The 15,380-nt window shown below is 72.9% G+C and carries 20 protein-coding genes; 6 read left to right on the forward strand and 14 right to left on the reverse strand.

Annotation, left to right across the window (positions count from 1 at the left end; genetic code table 11):
* Nucleotides 1–49: 49 nt before the first annotated feature.
* A complete protein-coding gene (locus ACBJ32_RS49835; protein ID WP_375132896.1) occupies nucleotides 50–409 on the reverse strand; it encodes a hypothetical protein in 360 nt (119 codons plus the stop codon).
* 62 nt (nucleotides 410–471) lie between these two features.
* Here ACBJ32_RS49835 and ACBJ32_RS49840 point away from each other — a divergent pair, with 62 nt between their 5' ends.
* Nucleotides 472–1,281 (forward strand): HAD family hydrolase, encoded by an 810-nt coding sequence (locus tag ACBJ32_RS49840; RefSeq protein WP_375132897.1) that lies wholly within the window; start codon nucleotides 472–474, stop codon nucleotides 1,279–1,281.
* A gap of 46 nt (nucleotides 1,282–1,327) precedes the next feature.
* On the opposite strand, the gene ACBJ32_RS49845 is transcribed toward ACBJ32_RS49840, so the two are convergent.
* The 5 genes from ACBJ32_RS49845 to ACBJ32_RS49865 all read right to left on the reverse strand — a co-directional run bounded on the left by ACBJ32_RS49845 (nucleotide 1,328) and on the right by ACBJ32_RS49865 (nucleotide 3,183).
* Nucleotides 1,328–1,594 (reverse strand): hypothetical protein, encoded by a 267-nt coding sequence (locus tag ACBJ32_RS49845; RefSeq protein WP_375132898.1) that lies wholly within the window; start codon nucleotides 1,592–1,594, stop codon nucleotides 1,328–1,330.
* Nucleotides 1,595–1,640: 46 nt separating this feature from the next.
* On the reverse strand, nucleotides 1,641–2,261 hold the full coding sequence (locus ACBJ32_RS49850; RefSeq protein ID WP_357876355.1) for a TIGR00645 family protein: 621 nt from the start codon (nucleotides 2,259–2,261) through the stop codon (nucleotides 1,641–1,643).
* Nucleotides 2,261–2,407, reverse strand: coding sequence for a hypothetical protein (locus ACBJ32_RS49855; RefSeq protein ID WP_375132899.1), 147 nt, complete (start codon nucleotides 2,405–2,407; stop codon nucleotides 2,261–2,263). Before ACBJ32_RS49855 ends, ACBJ32_RS49850 begins: the two co-directional genes overlap by 1 nt.
* A gap of 120 nt (nucleotides 2,408–2,527) precedes the next feature.
* Nucleotides 2,528–2,737, reverse strand: coding sequence for a hypothetical protein (locus tag ACBJ32_RS49860; RefSeq protein ID WP_375132900.1), 210 nt, complete (start codon nucleotides 2,735–2,737; stop codon nucleotides 2,528–2,530).
* A 101-nt stretch (nucleotides 2,738–2,838) separates the two neighbouring features.
* Complete coding sequence (locus tag ACBJ32_RS49865) at nucleotides 2,839–3,183, reverse strand: helix-turn-helix domain-containing protein (RefSeq protein ID WP_357876349.1); 345 nt, start codon at nucleotides 3,181–3,183, stop codon at nucleotides 2,839–2,841.
* A gap of 91 nt (nucleotides 3,184–3,274) precedes the next feature.
* Between ACBJ32_RS49865 and ACBJ32_RS49870 the strand changes: the two genes are divergently transcribed.
* Nucleotides 3,275–3,922 (forward strand): NADPH-dependent F420 reductase, encoded by a 648-nt coding sequence (locus ACBJ32_RS49870; RefSeq protein WP_375132901.1) that lies wholly within the window; start codon nucleotides 3,275–3,277, stop codon nucleotides 3,920–3,922.
* 15 nt (nucleotides 3,923–3,937) lie between these two features.
* On the opposite strand, the gene ACBJ32_RS49875 is transcribed toward ACBJ32_RS49870, so the two are convergent.
* Nucleotides 3,938–4,597, reverse strand: a complete 660-nt coding sequence (locus ACBJ32_RS49875) for an endonuclease V (protein ID WP_375132902.1) — start codon at nucleotides 4,595–4,597, stop codon at nucleotides 3,938–3,940.
* Between the two features lie 18 nt (nucleotides 4,598–4,615).
* On the opposite strand from ACBJ32_RS49875, the gene ACBJ32_RS49880 reads away from it, so the two are divergent.
* The 3 genes from ACBJ32_RS49880 to ACBJ32_RS49890 are packed head-to-tail and all read left to right on the forward strand — an operon-like array spanning nucleotide 4,616 to nucleotide 8,855.
* Nucleotides 4,616–5,881 (forward strand): alpha/beta hydrolase, encoded by a 1,266-nt coding sequence (locus ACBJ32_RS49880; protein WP_375132903.1) that lies wholly within the window; start codon nucleotides 4,616–4,618, stop codon nucleotides 5,879–5,881.
* A 33-nt stretch (nucleotides 5,882–5,914) separates the two neighbouring features.
* Nucleotides 5,915–7,231: an FAD-dependent oxidoreductase gene (locus ACBJ32_RS49885; protein WP_375132904.1), complete on the forward strand. Its 1,317-nt coding sequence runs from the start codon at nucleotides 5,915–5,917 to the stop codon at nucleotides 7,229–7,231.
* Nucleotides 7,232–7,241: 10 nt separating this feature from the next.
* A complete protein-coding gene (locus tag ACBJ32_RS49890) occupies nucleotides 7,242–8,855 on the forward strand; it encodes an AMP-binding protein (protein WP_375132905.1) in 1,614 nt (537 codons plus the stop codon).
* Between the two features lie 4 nt (nucleotides 8,856–8,859).
* Here ACBJ32_RS49890 and ACBJ32_RS49895 read toward each other — a convergent pair whose 3' ends face one another.
* From ACBJ32_RS49895 to ACBJ32_RS49920, 6 genes are read right to left on the reverse strand one after another with little or no spacing between them, the layout of a single operon-like run.
* Entirely contained in the window at nucleotides 8,860–9,603 is a 744-nt protein-coding gene (locus tag ACBJ32_RS49895) for a type 1 glutamine amidotransferase (protein WP_375132906.1), read from the reverse strand.
* Nucleotides 9,596–9,994 carry a DUF5655 domain-containing protein gene (locus tag ACBJ32_RS49900; protein WP_357876335.1) on the reverse strand — a complete coding sequence of 133 codons (399 nt, stop codon included), beginning with the start codon at nucleotides 9,992–9,994 and terminating at the stop codon, nucleotides 9,596–9,598. The genes ACBJ32_RS49895 and ACBJ32_RS49900 overlap by 8 nt, the downstream gene beginning before the upstream one ends.
* The gene (locus ACBJ32_RS49905) at nucleotides 9,991–10,818 is read right to left on the reverse strand and encodes a bifunctional 5,10-methylenetetrahydrofolate dehydrogenase/5,10-methenyltetrahydrofolate cyclohydrolase (protein WP_375132907.1); all 828 of its coding nucleotides are present in this window, start codon (nucleotides 10,816–10,818) and stop codon (nucleotides 9,991–9,993) included. Before ACBJ32_RS49905 ends, ACBJ32_RS49900 begins: the two co-directional genes overlap by 4 nt.
* Nucleotides 10,815–11,417, reverse strand: a complete 603-nt coding sequence (locus ACBJ32_RS49910) for a cyclodeaminase/cyclohydrolase family protein (RefSeq protein WP_375132908.1) — start codon at nucleotides 11,415–11,417, stop codon at nucleotides 10,815–10,817. The genes ACBJ32_RS49905 and ACBJ32_RS49910 overlap by 4 nt, the downstream gene beginning before the upstream one ends.
* 28 nt (nucleotides 11,418–11,445) lie before the next feature.
* Complete coding sequence (locus tag ACBJ32_RS49915) at nucleotides 11,446–11,979, reverse strand: hypothetical protein (protein ID WP_375132909.1); 534 nt, start codon at nucleotides 11,977–11,979, stop codon at nucleotides 11,446–11,448.
* Between the two features lie 49 nt (nucleotides 11,980–12,028).
* Entirely contained in the window at nucleotides 12,029–13,495 is a 1,467-nt protein-coding gene (locus tag ACBJ32_RS49920; RefSeq protein ID WP_375132910.1) for a M1 family metallopeptidase, read from the reverse strand.
* A 214-nt stretch (nucleotides 13,496–13,709) separates the two neighbouring features.
* Here ACBJ32_RS49920 and ACBJ32_RS49925 point away from each other — a divergent pair, with 214 nt between their 5' ends.
* The gene (locus ACBJ32_RS49925) at nucleotides 13,710–14,621 is read left to right on the forward strand and encodes a superoxide dismutase (RefSeq protein WP_375132911.1); all 912 of its coding nucleotides are present in this window, start codon (nucleotides 13,710–13,712) and stop codon (nucleotides 14,619–14,621) included.
* Nucleotides 14,622–14,750: 129 nt separating this feature from the next.
* Here ACBJ32_RS49925 and ACBJ32_RS49930 read toward each other — a convergent pair whose 3' ends face one another.
* Nucleotides 14,751–15,359 (reverse strand): FMN reductase, encoded by a 609-nt coding sequence (locus ACBJ32_RS49930; protein ID WP_375132912.1) that lies wholly within the window; start codon nucleotides 15,357–15,359, stop codon nucleotides 14,751–14,753.
* Nucleotides 15,360–15,380: the final 21 nt, after the last annotated feature.

Here is a 15,380-nt window from a genome sequence, read left to right on the forward strand (position 1 = left end):
TCAGCTCTGGGCGGCCCTCAGCTCTGGGCGGTCTGGGCTCTGACGGCGCTCAGCGCGACAGCAGCCACCGCCAGCGCGGCAGCTCCATCACCACCGTCACCACGGCCAGCACGGAGACCAGCGCGGCGGCGAACGCGTGCCAGGCCACCCACGCCGCCGCCACGGCGGCCACCACGTGCAGGGCGACCAGCAGGATCGTCACGACGCCCGGTACGGCGACGATCACGTTCCGCTTGTCGCCAGGGGTGGAGAAGACCGTGGGCAGCCCGATCAGCACGATCACCGACAGCACGGCCAGCGGCACGGAGTACGAGGCCAGCGCCCACGGCGTCGCGACCCACGCGACCAGCTCGGTGGCGAACCGGAAGGCGGAGGCGACCCGGTCGTCCGGGCGAGGGGTGGAGAGCACGCGCGTACCCTACCGCCCACCTCCCGGGTGATTCATCCGGATAAGTCGCAATAATCGCTGCCGTGAGCATCGGAACCTTCCCCCGGATCGTGGCCACCGACCTCGACGGCACTCTCCTCACCACCGCGGGCACCGTCACCGCACGTACCAGGCAGGCACTCCAGGCGGCCCGCGCGGCCGGCGCCGAGATCGTCTTCGTCACCGCCAGGGCGCCGCGCGGCGTCGTCGAGATCGCCCGGCAGGCCGGCGTGACCGGCACCGCCATCTGCAGCAACGGCGCCATCGTGTACGACGTCGCGACCGACGAGATCACCGCCAGCAGCCCCCTCGACCCCGGGACGGCCCGCAAGGTCATCGAGGCGCTGACCCTGGCGCTGCCCGGCGTCGGCCTGGCCGTCGAGACCGGCAGGAACGTGCTGGCCGAGGCCGCCTACACCAGGCGGGTCGAGCACGACCTGGCGTCCTACCTGGAGGTGGAGTCGGTCTTCGACGGGGGCCGGCCGATCGTCAAGCTGCTGGCCCTGTCGCCCGCGCACACGGCCGACGAGATGTACGCGGCCGTGGCGGGGGCGATCGGCGACCTGGCCGAGGTCACGTACTCGGGGGTGGAGGGGATCCTGGAGATCAGTGCCGCCGGGGTGACCAAGGCCGTCACGCTGGACCGGCTCTGCGCGGAGCGGGGCCTGGCGGCCGCGGACGTGGTGGCGTTCGGCGACATGCCCAACGACCTGGCGGTGCTGCTCTACGCGGGAGCCGGGTACGCGATGGCCAACGCCCACCCGATGGTGCTGTCGGCGGCCGGGCGCCGGACGCTGTCCAACGACGAGGACGGCGTGGCCGTGGTGCTGGAGGACCTCCTGGCCGGCGGCTGAACCGGCCCGGGTGCCCGCCCACCCCCGCGGGCGGGCACGTACGGGCTCACGCGTCGTCGTCCGACACGCGGGAGGTGCCCTCGCAGGTGGCGGGCGACTTGCTGAGCAGCGGGACCACGCCGCCACAGGTGCTCAACGGCAGCGAGACGGGCTCGACGATCTCGTCATTGAAGATGATCACATCGCCGATCAGCGGCGCCGGGCCCGGCTTCGCGCCGCCGCCGGCGTCGTCCTCGGCGTACGCGCCGGTGCAGCAGAGCAGGGCCAGGGCGGCGGCCCCGAGCCCGGCGGCCGCGGCGCTCCTCACCCCCATCCGGGCCTCCGCCCGTGACACCGCCCCGCGCCCCCGGACCGCCCGCCTAGGCGGCCATCCGCTCCGGCTGCAGCTGCCCGGGCCGCTCCGCACCGCCCGTGCCGTGCTGGGGGCGGCCACCCTCCATGATGCGATCGATCGCGGCAAGCGCCAGCGCCGAGACGACGAAGGTCAGGTGGATCAGGGTTTTCCATATCAGCTCTCTGTCGGTGATGGTGGGCCTGGCCGCGTTGATGAAGATCTGGAGCAGGTGGATGGAGGAGATGCCGATGATCGCCATGGCCAGCTTGACCTTCAGCACGTTCGCGTTCACGTGGGAGAGCCACTGCGGCTGGTCGGGATGGCCCTCGATGCGCAGCCGCGAGACGAACGTCTCGTAGCCGCCGATGATGACCATGATGAGCAGGTTGGAGATCATCACCACGTCGACGAGCCCGAGGACGATCAGCATGACGGTCGTCTCCGGCGGGTGCCCGCCGAAGCCCAGGTGCGCCAGGTGCAGCAGCTCCGCCAGGAACCGCCACACGTACACGACCTGAGCGACGATCAGCCCCAGATACAGCGGCACCTGGATCCAGCGGCTGAGGAACATGACATAGCCGACGCGCCCCAGCATCGTCCGTGGCCCGGCCGGCGAGTCGGCCACGGACAGCTGCGCGAGTCGCACTACGACGTCAGAAGGTTCACGTGCTGGACCATGGTCTCGACGTTGAGGAGCGGCGGACCGCCCGAGCCGAGACTGTCGAGCTGGAGTGGTGGCGCGCCGCCGGCCAACGCCAGGGCGGCGACGGCTGTCAGGACTCGGACCTTCAACGGAACTCCTTGCTGCTGCTCTTCGGTTGCTGGGACGGGGCGGCGCGATGATCGCGCCGCCCGCACCGGTGGTTCCGGTCGTCGAGGGGTGGTCCTACGCCGGTGGCCTCTCCCCGGCGGTCAGGGAGCCAGGCAGTTCACCGCGGGAACCTCGGCCGGCACGCCGGGGGCGGACGGGTCGACGAGATGGGTCACCTCGCCGACGGAGCCGGTGAGGCACTCGGTGATCATCATCGGATCGACGACGGCGTGCGCGGCGGGCGCGGCGAGCAGGACCAGGCCGCCCGCGATGACGGCGGCGCCGGCGATCCTGCGGGGAGTGAAGAGCATGGAACCTCCTGGGTGACGGTAATGAACAACCCTCGACTAGCTACCCAGGGTAGTGATTCGGTAACACTCGGTTTAAGTAAAGTGTTGCGTGTGCTTGACGGTCACGGCGCGGGCTCGTGGCGGTCCTGGGCGGCCATGACCTCGTCCGCGTGGTGGAACGCCCACTCGCCGAACGCCTCGATCGGGCCCAGCAGCGAGCGGCCCAGGTCGGTCAGCTCGTACTCGACCCTGGGCGGCGCCTCGGCGTAGACGCGGCGCGCGACCAGGCCGTTGAACTCCAGGCGGCGCAGCGTCTCGGTCAGCACCTTGGTGCTGATGCCGCCGATCTCCTCGCGCAGCCGCCCGGGGCGGCGCGGGCCGTGGCGCAGCGACCAGACGACGACCGCGTTCCAGGTGTTGGCCATCAGGTCGAAGGCGAGTCTGGCCTGGCAGTCGGCAAGGAACAACGGGAGCCCTCCGTTAGGCACCGGATGGTGTGTGTCGGGACTTCTAGAGTCCACGTGTTCCAGTAAAGCCCTTCCACGATGGAGGACGGACATGAGGATCGGGATCCTGGGCGCGGGCGGCATGGCCGACGCGCTGGGCACGCAGTGGGCGCGGGCCGGCCACGAGGTGATGGTGAGCGGGCGCGACCCGGGCCGCGGCGCGGCGCAGGCCGCCCGGATGACCACCCGGGCGGGTGCGGAGGTGCGGGCCGGGAGCTTCGCGGAGGCGGCCGGGTTCGGGGAGGTCGTGGTGGTCGCGGTCAGGGAGGCGGGGCTGCTCGACACGCTGCAGGCGGCCGGGGCGGCGCTGCGCGGGAAGGCGCTCGTCGACGTGACCAACGCCAACCCCAAGGAGTACGACGTCACGCGCTCCCTCGCCCGGCTGATCGGCGACGTCACCGGCGGTCACGTGGTCAAGGCGTTCAACCTGTGCCACGTGGACGTGTGGCGGATGACGCCGCCGGTCTTCGACGGCAGGCCGCTGGCGGTGCCGCTGTGCGGTGACGACCCCGGGGCGCTGGCGGCCGCCCGCACGCTCGTCGCCGACCTGGGCTGCACCCCCGTGGACGGTGGCGGCCTGGGACGGGCGGCGCTGCTGGAGGCGACGGCGGCGTTCATGATCGGGCTGTGGTTCGGCGGCGCCGACGCCCAGGCCGTCCTCCCGCCCCTGGCCTCCTCGGGCGCCCACCGACCCGCCTGACCGGGAAGGGGGTGGTCAGGACGGGTGGCGGGCCAGGTGGTCGGCGCGGCGGACGGGCTCGGGGAGGCGGTAGCGCGGGGTCAGGCGCAGGACCTGGTCCGTGGCGACGTCCAGCGCGATGCGGTGCCCCTGCGAGACGTACACGGGCTTGATCTCCCGCTGCGTGCGCAGGGCGCGGCCAACCGTGACGCCGTCGTGGACGATCGGCGTCCAGGCCCCCCGCTCGGGCCCGGGCGGCTCGTGCGTGCCGACGAACGGCGTCTTGCCCACCCCCAGCGCGGGCAGCCCGGTCAGCACGCCCAGGTGGCAGGCCAGGCCGAAGCCGCGCGGGTGCGCCAGCCCGTACCCGTCGCAGACCAGCAGGTCGGGCGTCACCGTGAGCCGTTCGAGCGCCGCCACCAGCGCGGGCAGCTCGCGGAAGGCGAACAGGCCCGGCACGTACGGGAAGGCCGCCTCCCCGTGCGCCACCACCTCCTCCACCGGCTCCAGCGTGGCGGCGTCGAGCACGACCACCGCGGCCGTCAGCTCGTCGTCGCCGTGGTAATGCACATCCAGCCCGGCCACCAGCGCGAACGTGTCCGGTCCTGTCAGCTCGACCTCCCCGCGGAGCCGGTCCTGGATGGACTCCGCCTCGGCGACGCTGGAGGGCCACGGGTGAAGCTGCTTCACATGCACCCGGCCTAAGGTATCCCCATGTGCGATGTCCTGGTGATCGTCGGTCCTGGGGTGGCGGTGGACGCCGGGCTGCTCGGCGAGATCGCCCGCCGCGAGTTCGCCGCGCTGGGGGTGCGGGGGAGGCTCGTCCACGCCCGGGACGCCGCCCACCTGAGGTCCCTCGTGCGCGAGGAGGCCGTGGTCGTCGTCGTGCCCGCGCCGGCCCGGGAGGCATCGACCCTGATCAGCCAGCCGCCCGGGACCGGGGTGGTGGTGCCGGTGGACCTCGACCGGGTCGAGGGCGCCCCGCACATCAACGGACGCGGGATCGCCGGGCTCGCCTGGGGCATCCGGCACGCCGTTCACCGGGCCCGCCACCCGGGCGTGCGGCGGATCGCCTACGGGCCGTCCCCGGAGCAGTGGGGCGATCTCTACCTTCCGGAGAGCGGGGCGGAGGCGGTGCCGGTCGTGGCGCTGATCCACGGCGGGTACTGGCGGTCGATCTGGGCGGCCGACCTCATGGAGGCGCTCTGCGCGGACCTGGCCGGGCGCGGGTTCGCGGTCTGGAACCTGGAGTACCGCCGCCCCGACCGGCACGGCTGGGCCGCGACCAGGCACGACATCGCCGCCGGCCTGGCCGCCCTCGCAGGGGTCGGCCCCGCCCCGGCGTCGGGACCGGTCATCGCGTCCGGTCTGGCCGCCCGCCACGGCAGCGACCCCGCCCCGGCGCCGGGACCGGCCGCCGCGGCCGGTCAGGCCACCCCGCGGCGGCCGGCGCTCGACCTGGGCCGGGTCGCCGTGGCCGGGCACTCGGCGGGCGCCCAGCTCGCCCTGCGCGCCGTGGCCGACGGGGCGCGCGTCACCCTGGCGGTGTCGCTGGCGGGCGTGCTGGACCTGGTCGAGGCCGACCGCCGCTGGCTCAGCCACGGCGCGGTCGCCGCCGCCCTGGGTGACGGCGACGCCTCGGGTGACGGCGACGCCTCGGGTGACGGCGACGCCTCGGGTGACGGCGACGGCGATCCGGCCGTGCCCGCCCCCGGGGACGGCCACGCCCTGCCGGCCGGCGAGTTGCACGCCTCCTCCCCCCTGCTCCGCCTCCCCCTGGGCGTCCCCCAGGTCGTCGTCCAGGGCAGGGGCGACGACGTGAACCTGGTCGACTTCGCCCGCCGCTACGCCGCAGCCGCCCGGCAGGCGGGCGACGACGTGACCTACCTGGAGCTGCCCGGCGACCACCAGGACGTCATCACCCCCGGCACCCCGATCTGGCAGGCCACGGCACGCGCCATCACCGCGGCCCTCGCCTAGACAACCCCCCGCCCCTCGCCGTACGAAGGAGGAATGGAGGTCTCGATCGTCGGCGCCGGGCTGGTCGGCTGCCTGCTCGCCTGCTACCTGGCCCGCCGCGGCCACCACGTCACCCTGTACGAACGCCGCCCCGACCCCCGCGAGCGCGGCCCCGACCGCGGCAGGTCGATCAACCTGGCCATCTCGCAGCGCGGGATCGACGCCCTGCGCCGCCTCGGCCTCGACGGCAAGGTCCTGCACGCGGCGCTGCCCATGGCCGGCCGGATGATGCACGCCCCCGACGGCGCCCTCGCCTTCCAGCCGTACAGCGCCGACCGGTCGCAGGCGATCAACTCCATCGGCCGCGCCGACCTCAACAGGGAGCTGCTGGAGGCGGCGACCGCGCAGCCGGGCGTGGAGGTGCGGTTCGGGTGCCGGCTGACCGGGCTGGACGAGCGTACGGGGCGGCTGCGGTTCGAGTCGGGCGAGCAGGCCGCGGCCAGGGTGGTGATCGGCGCGGACGGGGCGTACAGCGCCGTCCGGGCCAGGCTGCAGCAGCTTCCCGGCGTGAGCTTCAGCCAGGAGTACCTGGACTACGGCTACAAGGAGCTGTCGATCCCGGCCAGGAACGGCGAGTTCGTCATGGATCCCGGCGCGCTGCACATCTGGCCGCGCGGCCGCTCGATGATGATCGCCCTGCCGAACCCGGACCGCTCGTTCACCTGCACCCTGTTCTGGCCGCACCAGGCGCTCGCCGCCCTCGACTCGCCGCAGCGGATCAGGGCGTACTTCGCCGAGCACTATCCCGACGCGTTCGGGCTGATGCCCGACCTGGTCGCCGACTACCGCGCGAATCCGGTCGGCCACCTGGCCACGATGCGCTGCTCGCCGTGGCACGTCAGCGTCGGGGACACCGTGGTCGGGCTGGTCGGCGACGCCGCGCACGCCATCGTGCCCTTCTACGGGCAGGGCGCCAACTGCGGCTTCGAGGACTGCGTCGAGCTGGACCGCTGCCTGGACGAGGCGGGCGACGACTTCCCCAGGGCGCTGGAGCTGTTCGAGCGGCGCAAGGCCGACACCGACGTGATCGCCAGGCTGGCGCTGGACAACTTCGTGGAGATGCGCGACAAGGTCGGCTCCCGGCTGTTCCTGGCGGGCAAGCGGCTGGAGCACGCGCTGGAGCGGGTGCTGCCCGGCTACGTCTCGCGCTACGAGCTGGTGTCGTTCTCGACGACCCCGTACTCCCGGGTGGAGCGGCGCGTGACGCGGCAGCGGCGGATCGTGGCGGCGGCGGCGGGCGCGGCGCTCGTGGCGCTCGCGTTCGCGGCGCGTCGCGGCCGGGGTCTGGTGCGCGAGCCGGAGGCCGACTGACACTGTGGTCATGCTGTCGTACTCCAGCGCCACCGCCGGCACCCCGCTCCTCGGCGAGACCATCGGCGAGAACCTCGAACGCACCGTGGCCCGCTTCGGCGACCGGGAAGCCCTCGTGGACGTTCCCGCGGGCCGCAGGTGGACCTACACGCAGCTCAACGCCGACGTCGACGACCTGGCCAGAGCCCTGCTGGCCAGGGGCGTCGCGAAGGGCGACAGGGTGGGCATCTGGGCGCCCAACAGGGCCGAGTGGGTGATCGTCCAGTACGCCACCGCCAAGATCGGCGCGATCCTGGTCAACGTCAACCCGGCCTACCGCACCCACGAGCTGCGGTACGTGGTCGAGCAGTCGGGCATGCGGCTGCTGATCAGCGCCCTGTCGCACAAGGGCAGCGACTACCGGGCCATGGTCGAGGAGATCGGCTTCACGGACGCCGTCTACCTGGACGACCCGAGCTGGGACGCCCTGACCGCGGCCAAGGCGGACCCGGCCGCGCTGGCGGCCCGCGGGGCCGAGCTGGCCTTCGACGACCCGATCAACATCCAGTACACCTCCGGCACCACCGGCTTCCCCAAGGGCGCGACGCTGTCGCACCACAACATCCTCAACAACGGCTTCTTCGTCGGCGAGCTGATCCACTACACCGAGAAGGACCGGGTGTGCCTGCCGGTGCCCTTCTACCACTGCTTCGGCATGGTCATGGGCAACCTGGGCGCCACCTCGCACGGCTCCTGCATCGTCATCCCGTCGCCGGGCTTCGACCCCGAGGCCACGCTGCGCGCGGTGGAGGAGGAGCGGTGCACGTCCCTGTACGGGGTGCCGACGATGTTCATCGCCGAGCTGGCGCTGGCCGCCAAGTTCGACCTGTCGTCGCTGCGCACGGGCATCATGGCCGGCTCGCCCTGCCCCGTGGAGGTGATGAAGCGGGTCGTCGGCGAGATGAACATGCGCGAGGTCGCCATCTGCTACGGCATGACCGAGACCTCCCCGGTGTCCACGATGACCAGGTCCGACGACGACCTGGCCCGCAGGACCGAGACGGTCGGCCGGGTGATGCCGCACGTCGAGGTGAAGATCGTGCACCCGGAGACCCGGCTCACCGTGCCCAGGGGCGAGCCGGGCGAGCTGTGCACGCGGGGCTACTCGGTGATGCTCGGCTACTGGGACGAGCCGGAGAAGACGGCCGAGGCCGTCGACGCGGCGCGGTGGATGCGTACCGGGGACCTGGCCACCATGGACGACGACGGCTACGTGAACGTGGTCGGCCGGATCAAGGACCTGATCATCAGGGGCGGCGAGAACGTCTATCCGCGCGAGATCGAGGAGTTCCTGTACGGGCATCCCGACATCGCCGACGTCCAGGTCATCGGGGTGCCCGACGAGCGGTACGGCGAGGAGGTCATGGCCTGGGTGATCATGCGGCCGGGCGCGGAGCCGCTGACGGCCGAGCGGGTCAGGGAGTACTGCGCCGGGCGGCTGGCCCACTTCAAGATCCCCCGGTACGTGCGCGTGGTGGAGGAGTTCCCGCTCACGGTGACCGGGAAGATCAGGAAGGTGGAGATGCGGGAGCGGTCGGTCGAGCTGCTCGGCCTCCAGGACGCGGCCGCCGTACGGAACGCCTGATCGCTCAGGCGGCGCCGCTCGCCTCGGCGGGCGAGCCGTCACCGGCGGCCACCCGCGCGGCGGCGACGGCGGCGACGAGGGCGGCGAAGCGGCCGGTCACCGTGCGCCAGACCGGCGTGGAGACCGGCTCGTCCGCCACCGCCCGCGCGTACACCTCGTCGGGGTCGAACCCCTCCACCCGCCACTCCCGGATGCGCGCGGGCAGCACCTCCGGATGGAACTGCACGCCCCACGCCCGCTCGCCCACCCGGAACGCCTGGTACGGGCAGCTCGCGGTCTCGGCCAGGTGCACGGCCCCGCCGGGCAGGCGGGTGACGGCGTCCTTGTGGTGCTCGATCGCGGGCACCACCGGCGGCAGGCCGTGGAAGAGCGGGTCGGTGGCGGCCTCGCGCCTGATCGTGACCGGCAGGCTGCCGTTCTCCGGCGCGCCGACGTCACCGCGCACCTCACCGCCGGCCACCTGCGCGAGCATCTGCCCGCCCAGGCAGATGCCGAACACCGGCACCCCTTCGGCCAGCGCCTGCCCCATCAGCCGCCGCGCGTCACGCAGCCACGGGGCCCGCTCGTCGTCGCCGGGCAGGTAACCGCCGCCGAGCATGATCATGGCGTCGTGGCCGAGGCGGCCGGGCAGCGGCGCGCCCGCGTGGGCGGGCACGACGTCGAGCGTCAGCCCTGCCTCCGCCAGCCAGCCGGCCATGCGGCCGAGGCCGCCGCTCGTGCTGTTCTGGACGACGAGGACGTCAGCCATCGTAGGCCTCCTCCATGAGATCGAGCAGGTGTTCGTCCACGTCCTCGACGCGGGTGAGCTTGAAGAAGTGCCAGACGTGACCGTCGGGCATGGGCAGCGCCCTGGAGACCAGCGCGTGCTCGGCCCGCCGGGGGAGCACCAGCGCCAGCGACAGGCTGCGGGCCTTCGGGCGGATCTCGGCGAACTTGCGCTCGCGCTTGAGGAACACCCCGACCCGCACCGCGTCCTCGTGGACCGGGCCGAGCCCGCCGACCAGCCGGTCGTAGATCTCCCGGTAGACCGGCGGGTGCGGCGCGAACGTCTCCTCCACCGTGCAGCCCGGCACGCACACGTGCGACTGCCGGGTGCGGGCGAACTCCCGGTCGCACCCGGGGCAGACCCAGCGGGTCACGGCAGGTTCGCCGCCCTGGCGGTGTGGCGGAGCAGCAGGGCGGTGGTGACCGGGCCGACGCCGCCCGGCACCGGGGTGAGCGCGCCCGCCACCCCCGAGACCGCCTCGAAGTCGACGTCGCCGGTCAGCCCGCCGTCGTCGGTCGGGTTGGTGCCCACGTCGATCACCACCGCGCCCGCCGCCACGTGCGCGGCCCCGATCAGCCCGGCCCGCCCGGCCGCCGCGACCAGCACCTCGGCCTGCGAGGTGACGGCCGCCAGGTCGCGGGTGCGGGAGTGGCAGACGGTGACCGTGGCGTGCCGGTCGAGCAGCAGGTGCGCCAGCGGCTTGCCCACCACCGTCGAGCGGCCGACCACCACGGCCCGCCGCCCCGCCAGCTCCACCTCGTGGTGGTCGAGCAGCGCCAGCACGGCCGCCGCCGTGGCGGGCGGGAACGCGGGCAGCCCCGCCGCCAGCCGGCCGAGCGAGAGCGGGTTGGCGCCGTCGACGTCCTTGCGCGGGTCGATGGCCGCGGCCAGCTCCTGCGCCGAGGCGTCGGGGGGCAGCGGGGTCTGCAGCATGAGGCCGTGGACCTGGGGGTCGGCCGACAGCCTGGCCAGCGTCTCGCCGATGTGGTCGGGGGCGGCCTCGGGGCCCAGGTCCACCACGTCGCAGGCGATGCCGGCCGCGGCCGCCGCCTTGGCGATCGAGCGGACGTACCACAGGCTCGCCTCGTCGGCCGTGGCCACGACCACGGCCAGCCGCGGCTGCACGCCCGCCGCGGCCTCGGCCTGCGTCTGAGCCCTGATCGCGGCGGCCAGGTCCTTGCCGGTCAGCGTCTTCAAGAGATCTCCTCGCGTACCTCGGCGGTCACCCAGTCTGCCTTGGCGACGGCCGCCTCCACGCCCGAGACGCGGATGTTCAGCTCCTCGCGTACCCGCTCGTCCTTGATGCCGTGTAGGTTGACTTCGACGTTCACCCTGGCCGTGGTGAGGGCGGCGCGGGCGGCCTCGGCGGCGGCGGCCACGTCGGTGACGACGTTGCGGTTGCCGATCGGCAGCAGCAGCTCGCACAGCTCGACCAGGCGCGTGGCGGTCTCGATCACCCTGGCGGGCGGTTCGGCCGCGCCCTTCAGCGCCCTGGCGATGGCGGCGCTGCGTTCCTCGCCCTTGGGCAGCCGGTAGGCGTCGGTGACGGCGGTGAAGGCCGCCGCGTCCTCCTCGGCCAGCCGCAGCGACCGCGCCCGCAAGGTGTCGGTCTCGGCGATCACGGCGACGACGGTCTCGGCGTGGCCGGCGTACTTCTCGCCGGTGGTGTAGCGGGCCACCATGCCGAGCAGCGCGGCGGCCTGCGCCGCGTGCAGGGCCGCCGTGGCGCCGCCCCCGGGCGCGGGCACCCGGTCGGCGAGCTGGTCGAGGAAGTCGACGATCTTCAAGTCGCGCATGGCCGCATTCTGCCAGGCCACGCGCGGCTCACTCGCGGTACATCGGCCGGGTGGCGTCCTCGGGGCCGTGGTGCGGCGGCAGGTACGGCGACTGCGGCGACGCCGAACCCCACGACGACTCGTACTCGCCGGGCTCGGCCAGGCCACGCGCCGAGCCCCGCCAGCGCGACGGGAACAGCGACGCCACCAGCAGCGTCACGCCGACCACGACCAGCAGCCCCGAGTAGGCCGAGGTGGTGAAGCCGTTCCTGAACGCGCCCGGGAGCAGGTCCACGGGCAGCAGCCGTACCCCGGTGAACATCTCCACGAACGGCATGACCCCGAGGGCGGTGAAGGCCAGGCCGCCGAGCAGCGAGGCCACGGGCGACAGGCGGGAGCCGGCCAGGAAGGCCAGGACGATCGCCGTGGCGGCGAGCACGCCGACCGCGACCCAGGAGATCCGCAGGGACTGCTGCGCCTGCAGCGTGAGGTCGCCGACGCCGTACCACAGACCGGCGGCGACGAGGGGCGGGAGGAGCAGCCCCGCGACCACTCCCAGAGCGTGACGGGCACCGTTTGACATGATTAACCCCGTTTGTTCGGCTCTGCCCCAACCTACTCTCTGGGGTTCGTCAGCGCGGCGTGGTCTTCGAGTCCAGCCACGTGTTGATGAGTTTCGTGAAGTTCCGGCCCGTGTGCTGGTTGATCCACTTCACGAACGCGGCCCTGTCCTGGGTGGTGTTGCGGTGCTCCTGGGGCCAGGCCCTGGTCATGGTCCAGAACCTCCGGTCGCCGAGCCGCTCCCTGATCTCGTGCAGCATGATCGCGGGGCTGTAGTAGACGTTGCTCTGGCCGAACGCGTCGCGCCGGTAGTCGCCGGGCGGGCCGTTCTCCCTGCGCAGCTCGGCGTCGTACGTCCGGATGTTGCTGATGAACTCGTCGATCGTGCCGTCCTCGTGGTCGGCGTACCACTGCATCTCGAAGTACATCGCGAAGCCCTCGTTCAGCCACATGTCACGCCAGGTGCGCGGCGTGACCGTGTCGCCGAACCAGTGGTGCGCCAGCTCGTGCGCCACCACCGACGGCTCCATGTAACGGGGGCCGAGCGCGATCATCTGCTGGGTCTCCATGCCGGAGTCGCTGGTGGCCACCAGCCCGGCACTCGGGAACGGGTAAGGGCCGAGCTTCTTCTCCAGCCACCGCATGATCGACGGCATCCGCCGCGCCACCGGCAACTGTTTGGGCACGTCCCGAGGGCGGATCCAGTACGTGATCGGGATCCCGCGCGGCCCCTTGTCCTTGAACATCCGGAACTTGTCGGCCGCGAACACCGTCAGGTAGCTGGCCACCGGATCGGTGGACTGCCACCGGAACGTGCTGGACCTCCCCTCGGTGGTCTTCCCTTGGTACGTCCCGTGCGCGACCCCCGACCACCCCTTCGGCACGGTGATCGCCACGTCGTAGAGCGCCTCGTCCGACGGATGGTCGTTGACCGGGAACCAGGTGAACGCCCCGAACGGCTCCTGCAACGCCCACGCCCTGCCCCCGCTCCCTATCCGGAAGCCGAGCATGGAGATGTCCTTGCGCCGCTGCTTGGAGTCCACGGGCTTGGGCCGGCCGTGGTACCGCACGGTCACGACCGTGCCCTCGTCGGCCCCGAGCGGCTCGGCCAGCGGGATGGTCAGGTCGTCGTACTTGCGGGTCGCCCTGACCCGCGTGCCGTCCACCGTGACCTCGTCCACCTTGAGCGCGCGCCCGAAGTCCAGCTTGACCCGGCTGATGGGCCTGGCCGCGCGCACCGTGAGCCGCGCCGTGCCGGTCAGCGTGCGGGTGCCGGGCTTCCAGTCCAGCGCCAGGTCGTAGTGGAGCACGTCGATCGACGGGTTGCCGTAGGCCGGGTAGACGGGGTCGGCGACGGGACGCGACCGGCCCAGCTCGTACGCGCCCAGGTCGACGGCGGGCCGCCGCTCGGCTGGGCTGGCGGCGGGGCTCGCGGGACCGGCGGCCGGGCTTCCGGGAGCGGCGGGACCGGCCGACGTGGCCGCGGGCGGCGCGGGCCGGGGAGCGCTGCAGGCCGACGCGGCCAGCGTGACGGTCACCAGGGACAAGGCAGTCAACAGGGATAAAGGGGGCCTCCGCATTCGCGTCAAGCTAGTGACGGCCGCAGCGCTCCCACAACGCGTTTTCCCGTTCCGTGATCAGGAACGCACGGCTTCCGAAAGATCCCGCCTGGTCCGGACCGTTGCTGAAAGGTCCCTGTGAAGCCGCCCATGGGGCTATGCCGCGGCCGGTCACTTGGGCATCGTGGGCCGCATGAGATCCGCGATCCTGAAGACCGCACTCGGCAGTGCCTTGATCGTCGTCCTGCTCGGCGGCGTGCCGGTCCAGGCGGCGACGAAGCCCGACACGTTCCCGCTGCCCAACGGGTTCCAGCCGGAGGGCATCGCGATCGGGGGCCACTACGCCTACTTCGGCTCACGCGCGACCGGTGACATCTACCGGGCCGACCTGCGTACCGGGGAGGGAGGCGTGATCAGCAAGGGGCCGGGCACGCAGTCGCTCGGGCTCAAGACCGACGGGCGCGGCCGGCTGTTCGTGGCGGGAGGCAACGCCGGGAACGCGCGGGTGATCGACCTGCGCACCGGGGCGGTCGTCAAGTCGTACCAGCTGGCCACCGGCACGTCGTTCGTCAACGACGTGATCCTCTTCCGCGGCGCCGCGTACTACACCGACTCGGCCAACCCCGTGCTCTACAAGCTGGAGCTCGGCCGGGGCGGCGCGCTGCCCGGCGAGGCCGTCAAGATCCCGCTCAGCGGCGCCATCCAGTACACGACCGGCAACAACGCCAACGGGATCGCCCCCAGCCCCGACGGCAGGTCGCTGCTGATCGTCCAGTCCAACACCGGCAAGCTGTTCGAGGTGGACCCGTCGTCCGGCGTCACCACGGAGGTGGACCTGGGCGGCGAGACGCTGGTCAACGGCGACGGCCTGCTGCTGGCCGGCCGCACCCTGTACGCCGTCCAGAACCGCCTGAACACGGTCGCCGCGATCGGCCTGGCCCGCGACGGCGCCTCCGGCAAGCTCATCAGGCGGCTGACCGACGACAGGTTCGACGTCCCCACGACCGTCGCCGCCTACGGCCGCCGCCTCTACCTGCCCAACGCCCGCTTCACCACCACCCCGACCCCCGAGACCACCTACGACGTGGTCGCCATCAAGCCCTGACGCCCGCTGGAGCGTCCCGGGCTCCCCGGGGCGCTCGCTGGTCTCCCGGCCCGCACCGCCGCCTCCCGGGCGTCGAGGAGCGCGTTCAGGCACGTCACCTCGCTCCCGTCCTGCGCCGGCGGCCCGGCCTCACTCCGCCGGGCGCAGCGCCGCGAGCTGCTGCTCGAACGGCACGACCTCCTCCTCTGCCGGCTCAGGCCGCCGGGGAGCCCGGTGCGGCAGCAGGTCGGCCAGCTCCTGCGCGGCGCGGGCGATGCGCTCGCCGAGCCCGTCGGTGAACGCGTCCCGGCCGCCGCCCCAGTCCTCCGCGGCCGCGTACACGGCGGTCGGGACGACCACCGCACGCAGGTACGCGAACAGCGGCCGCAGCGCGTGCTCCAGCGCCAGCGAGTGCCGGGCCGTGCCCCCGGTGGCCGCGATCAGCACGGGCTTGCCCGCCAGCGCGGTGTTGTCGATCACGTCGAAGAACGACTTGAACAGGCCGCTGTAGGAGCCGCTGAAGATCGGCGTGACCACGACGAGCCCATCGGCCTGCGTGACGGCCTCGACCACTTCGCGCAGGCGGGTGTTCGGGAAGCCGGTGACGAAGTTGTTCGCGATGTCCACGGCCAGGTCGCGCAGCTCGACCACGCGGACCTCCACCTCCGCCCGCTGCGCCACCGCCTCGGTCAGGCGGTCGGCCAGCAGGCGGGTGGAGGAGGGCTGCGTCAGCCCCGCCGTGACGACGACGAGCTTCATGGTTCTCCTTCGGGGGTACGT

This window comes from Nonomuraea sp. GTA35 (assembly GCF_041950525.1).
GTDB lineage: Bacteria > Actinomycetota > Actinomycetes > Streptosporangiales > Streptosporangiaceae > Nonomuraea.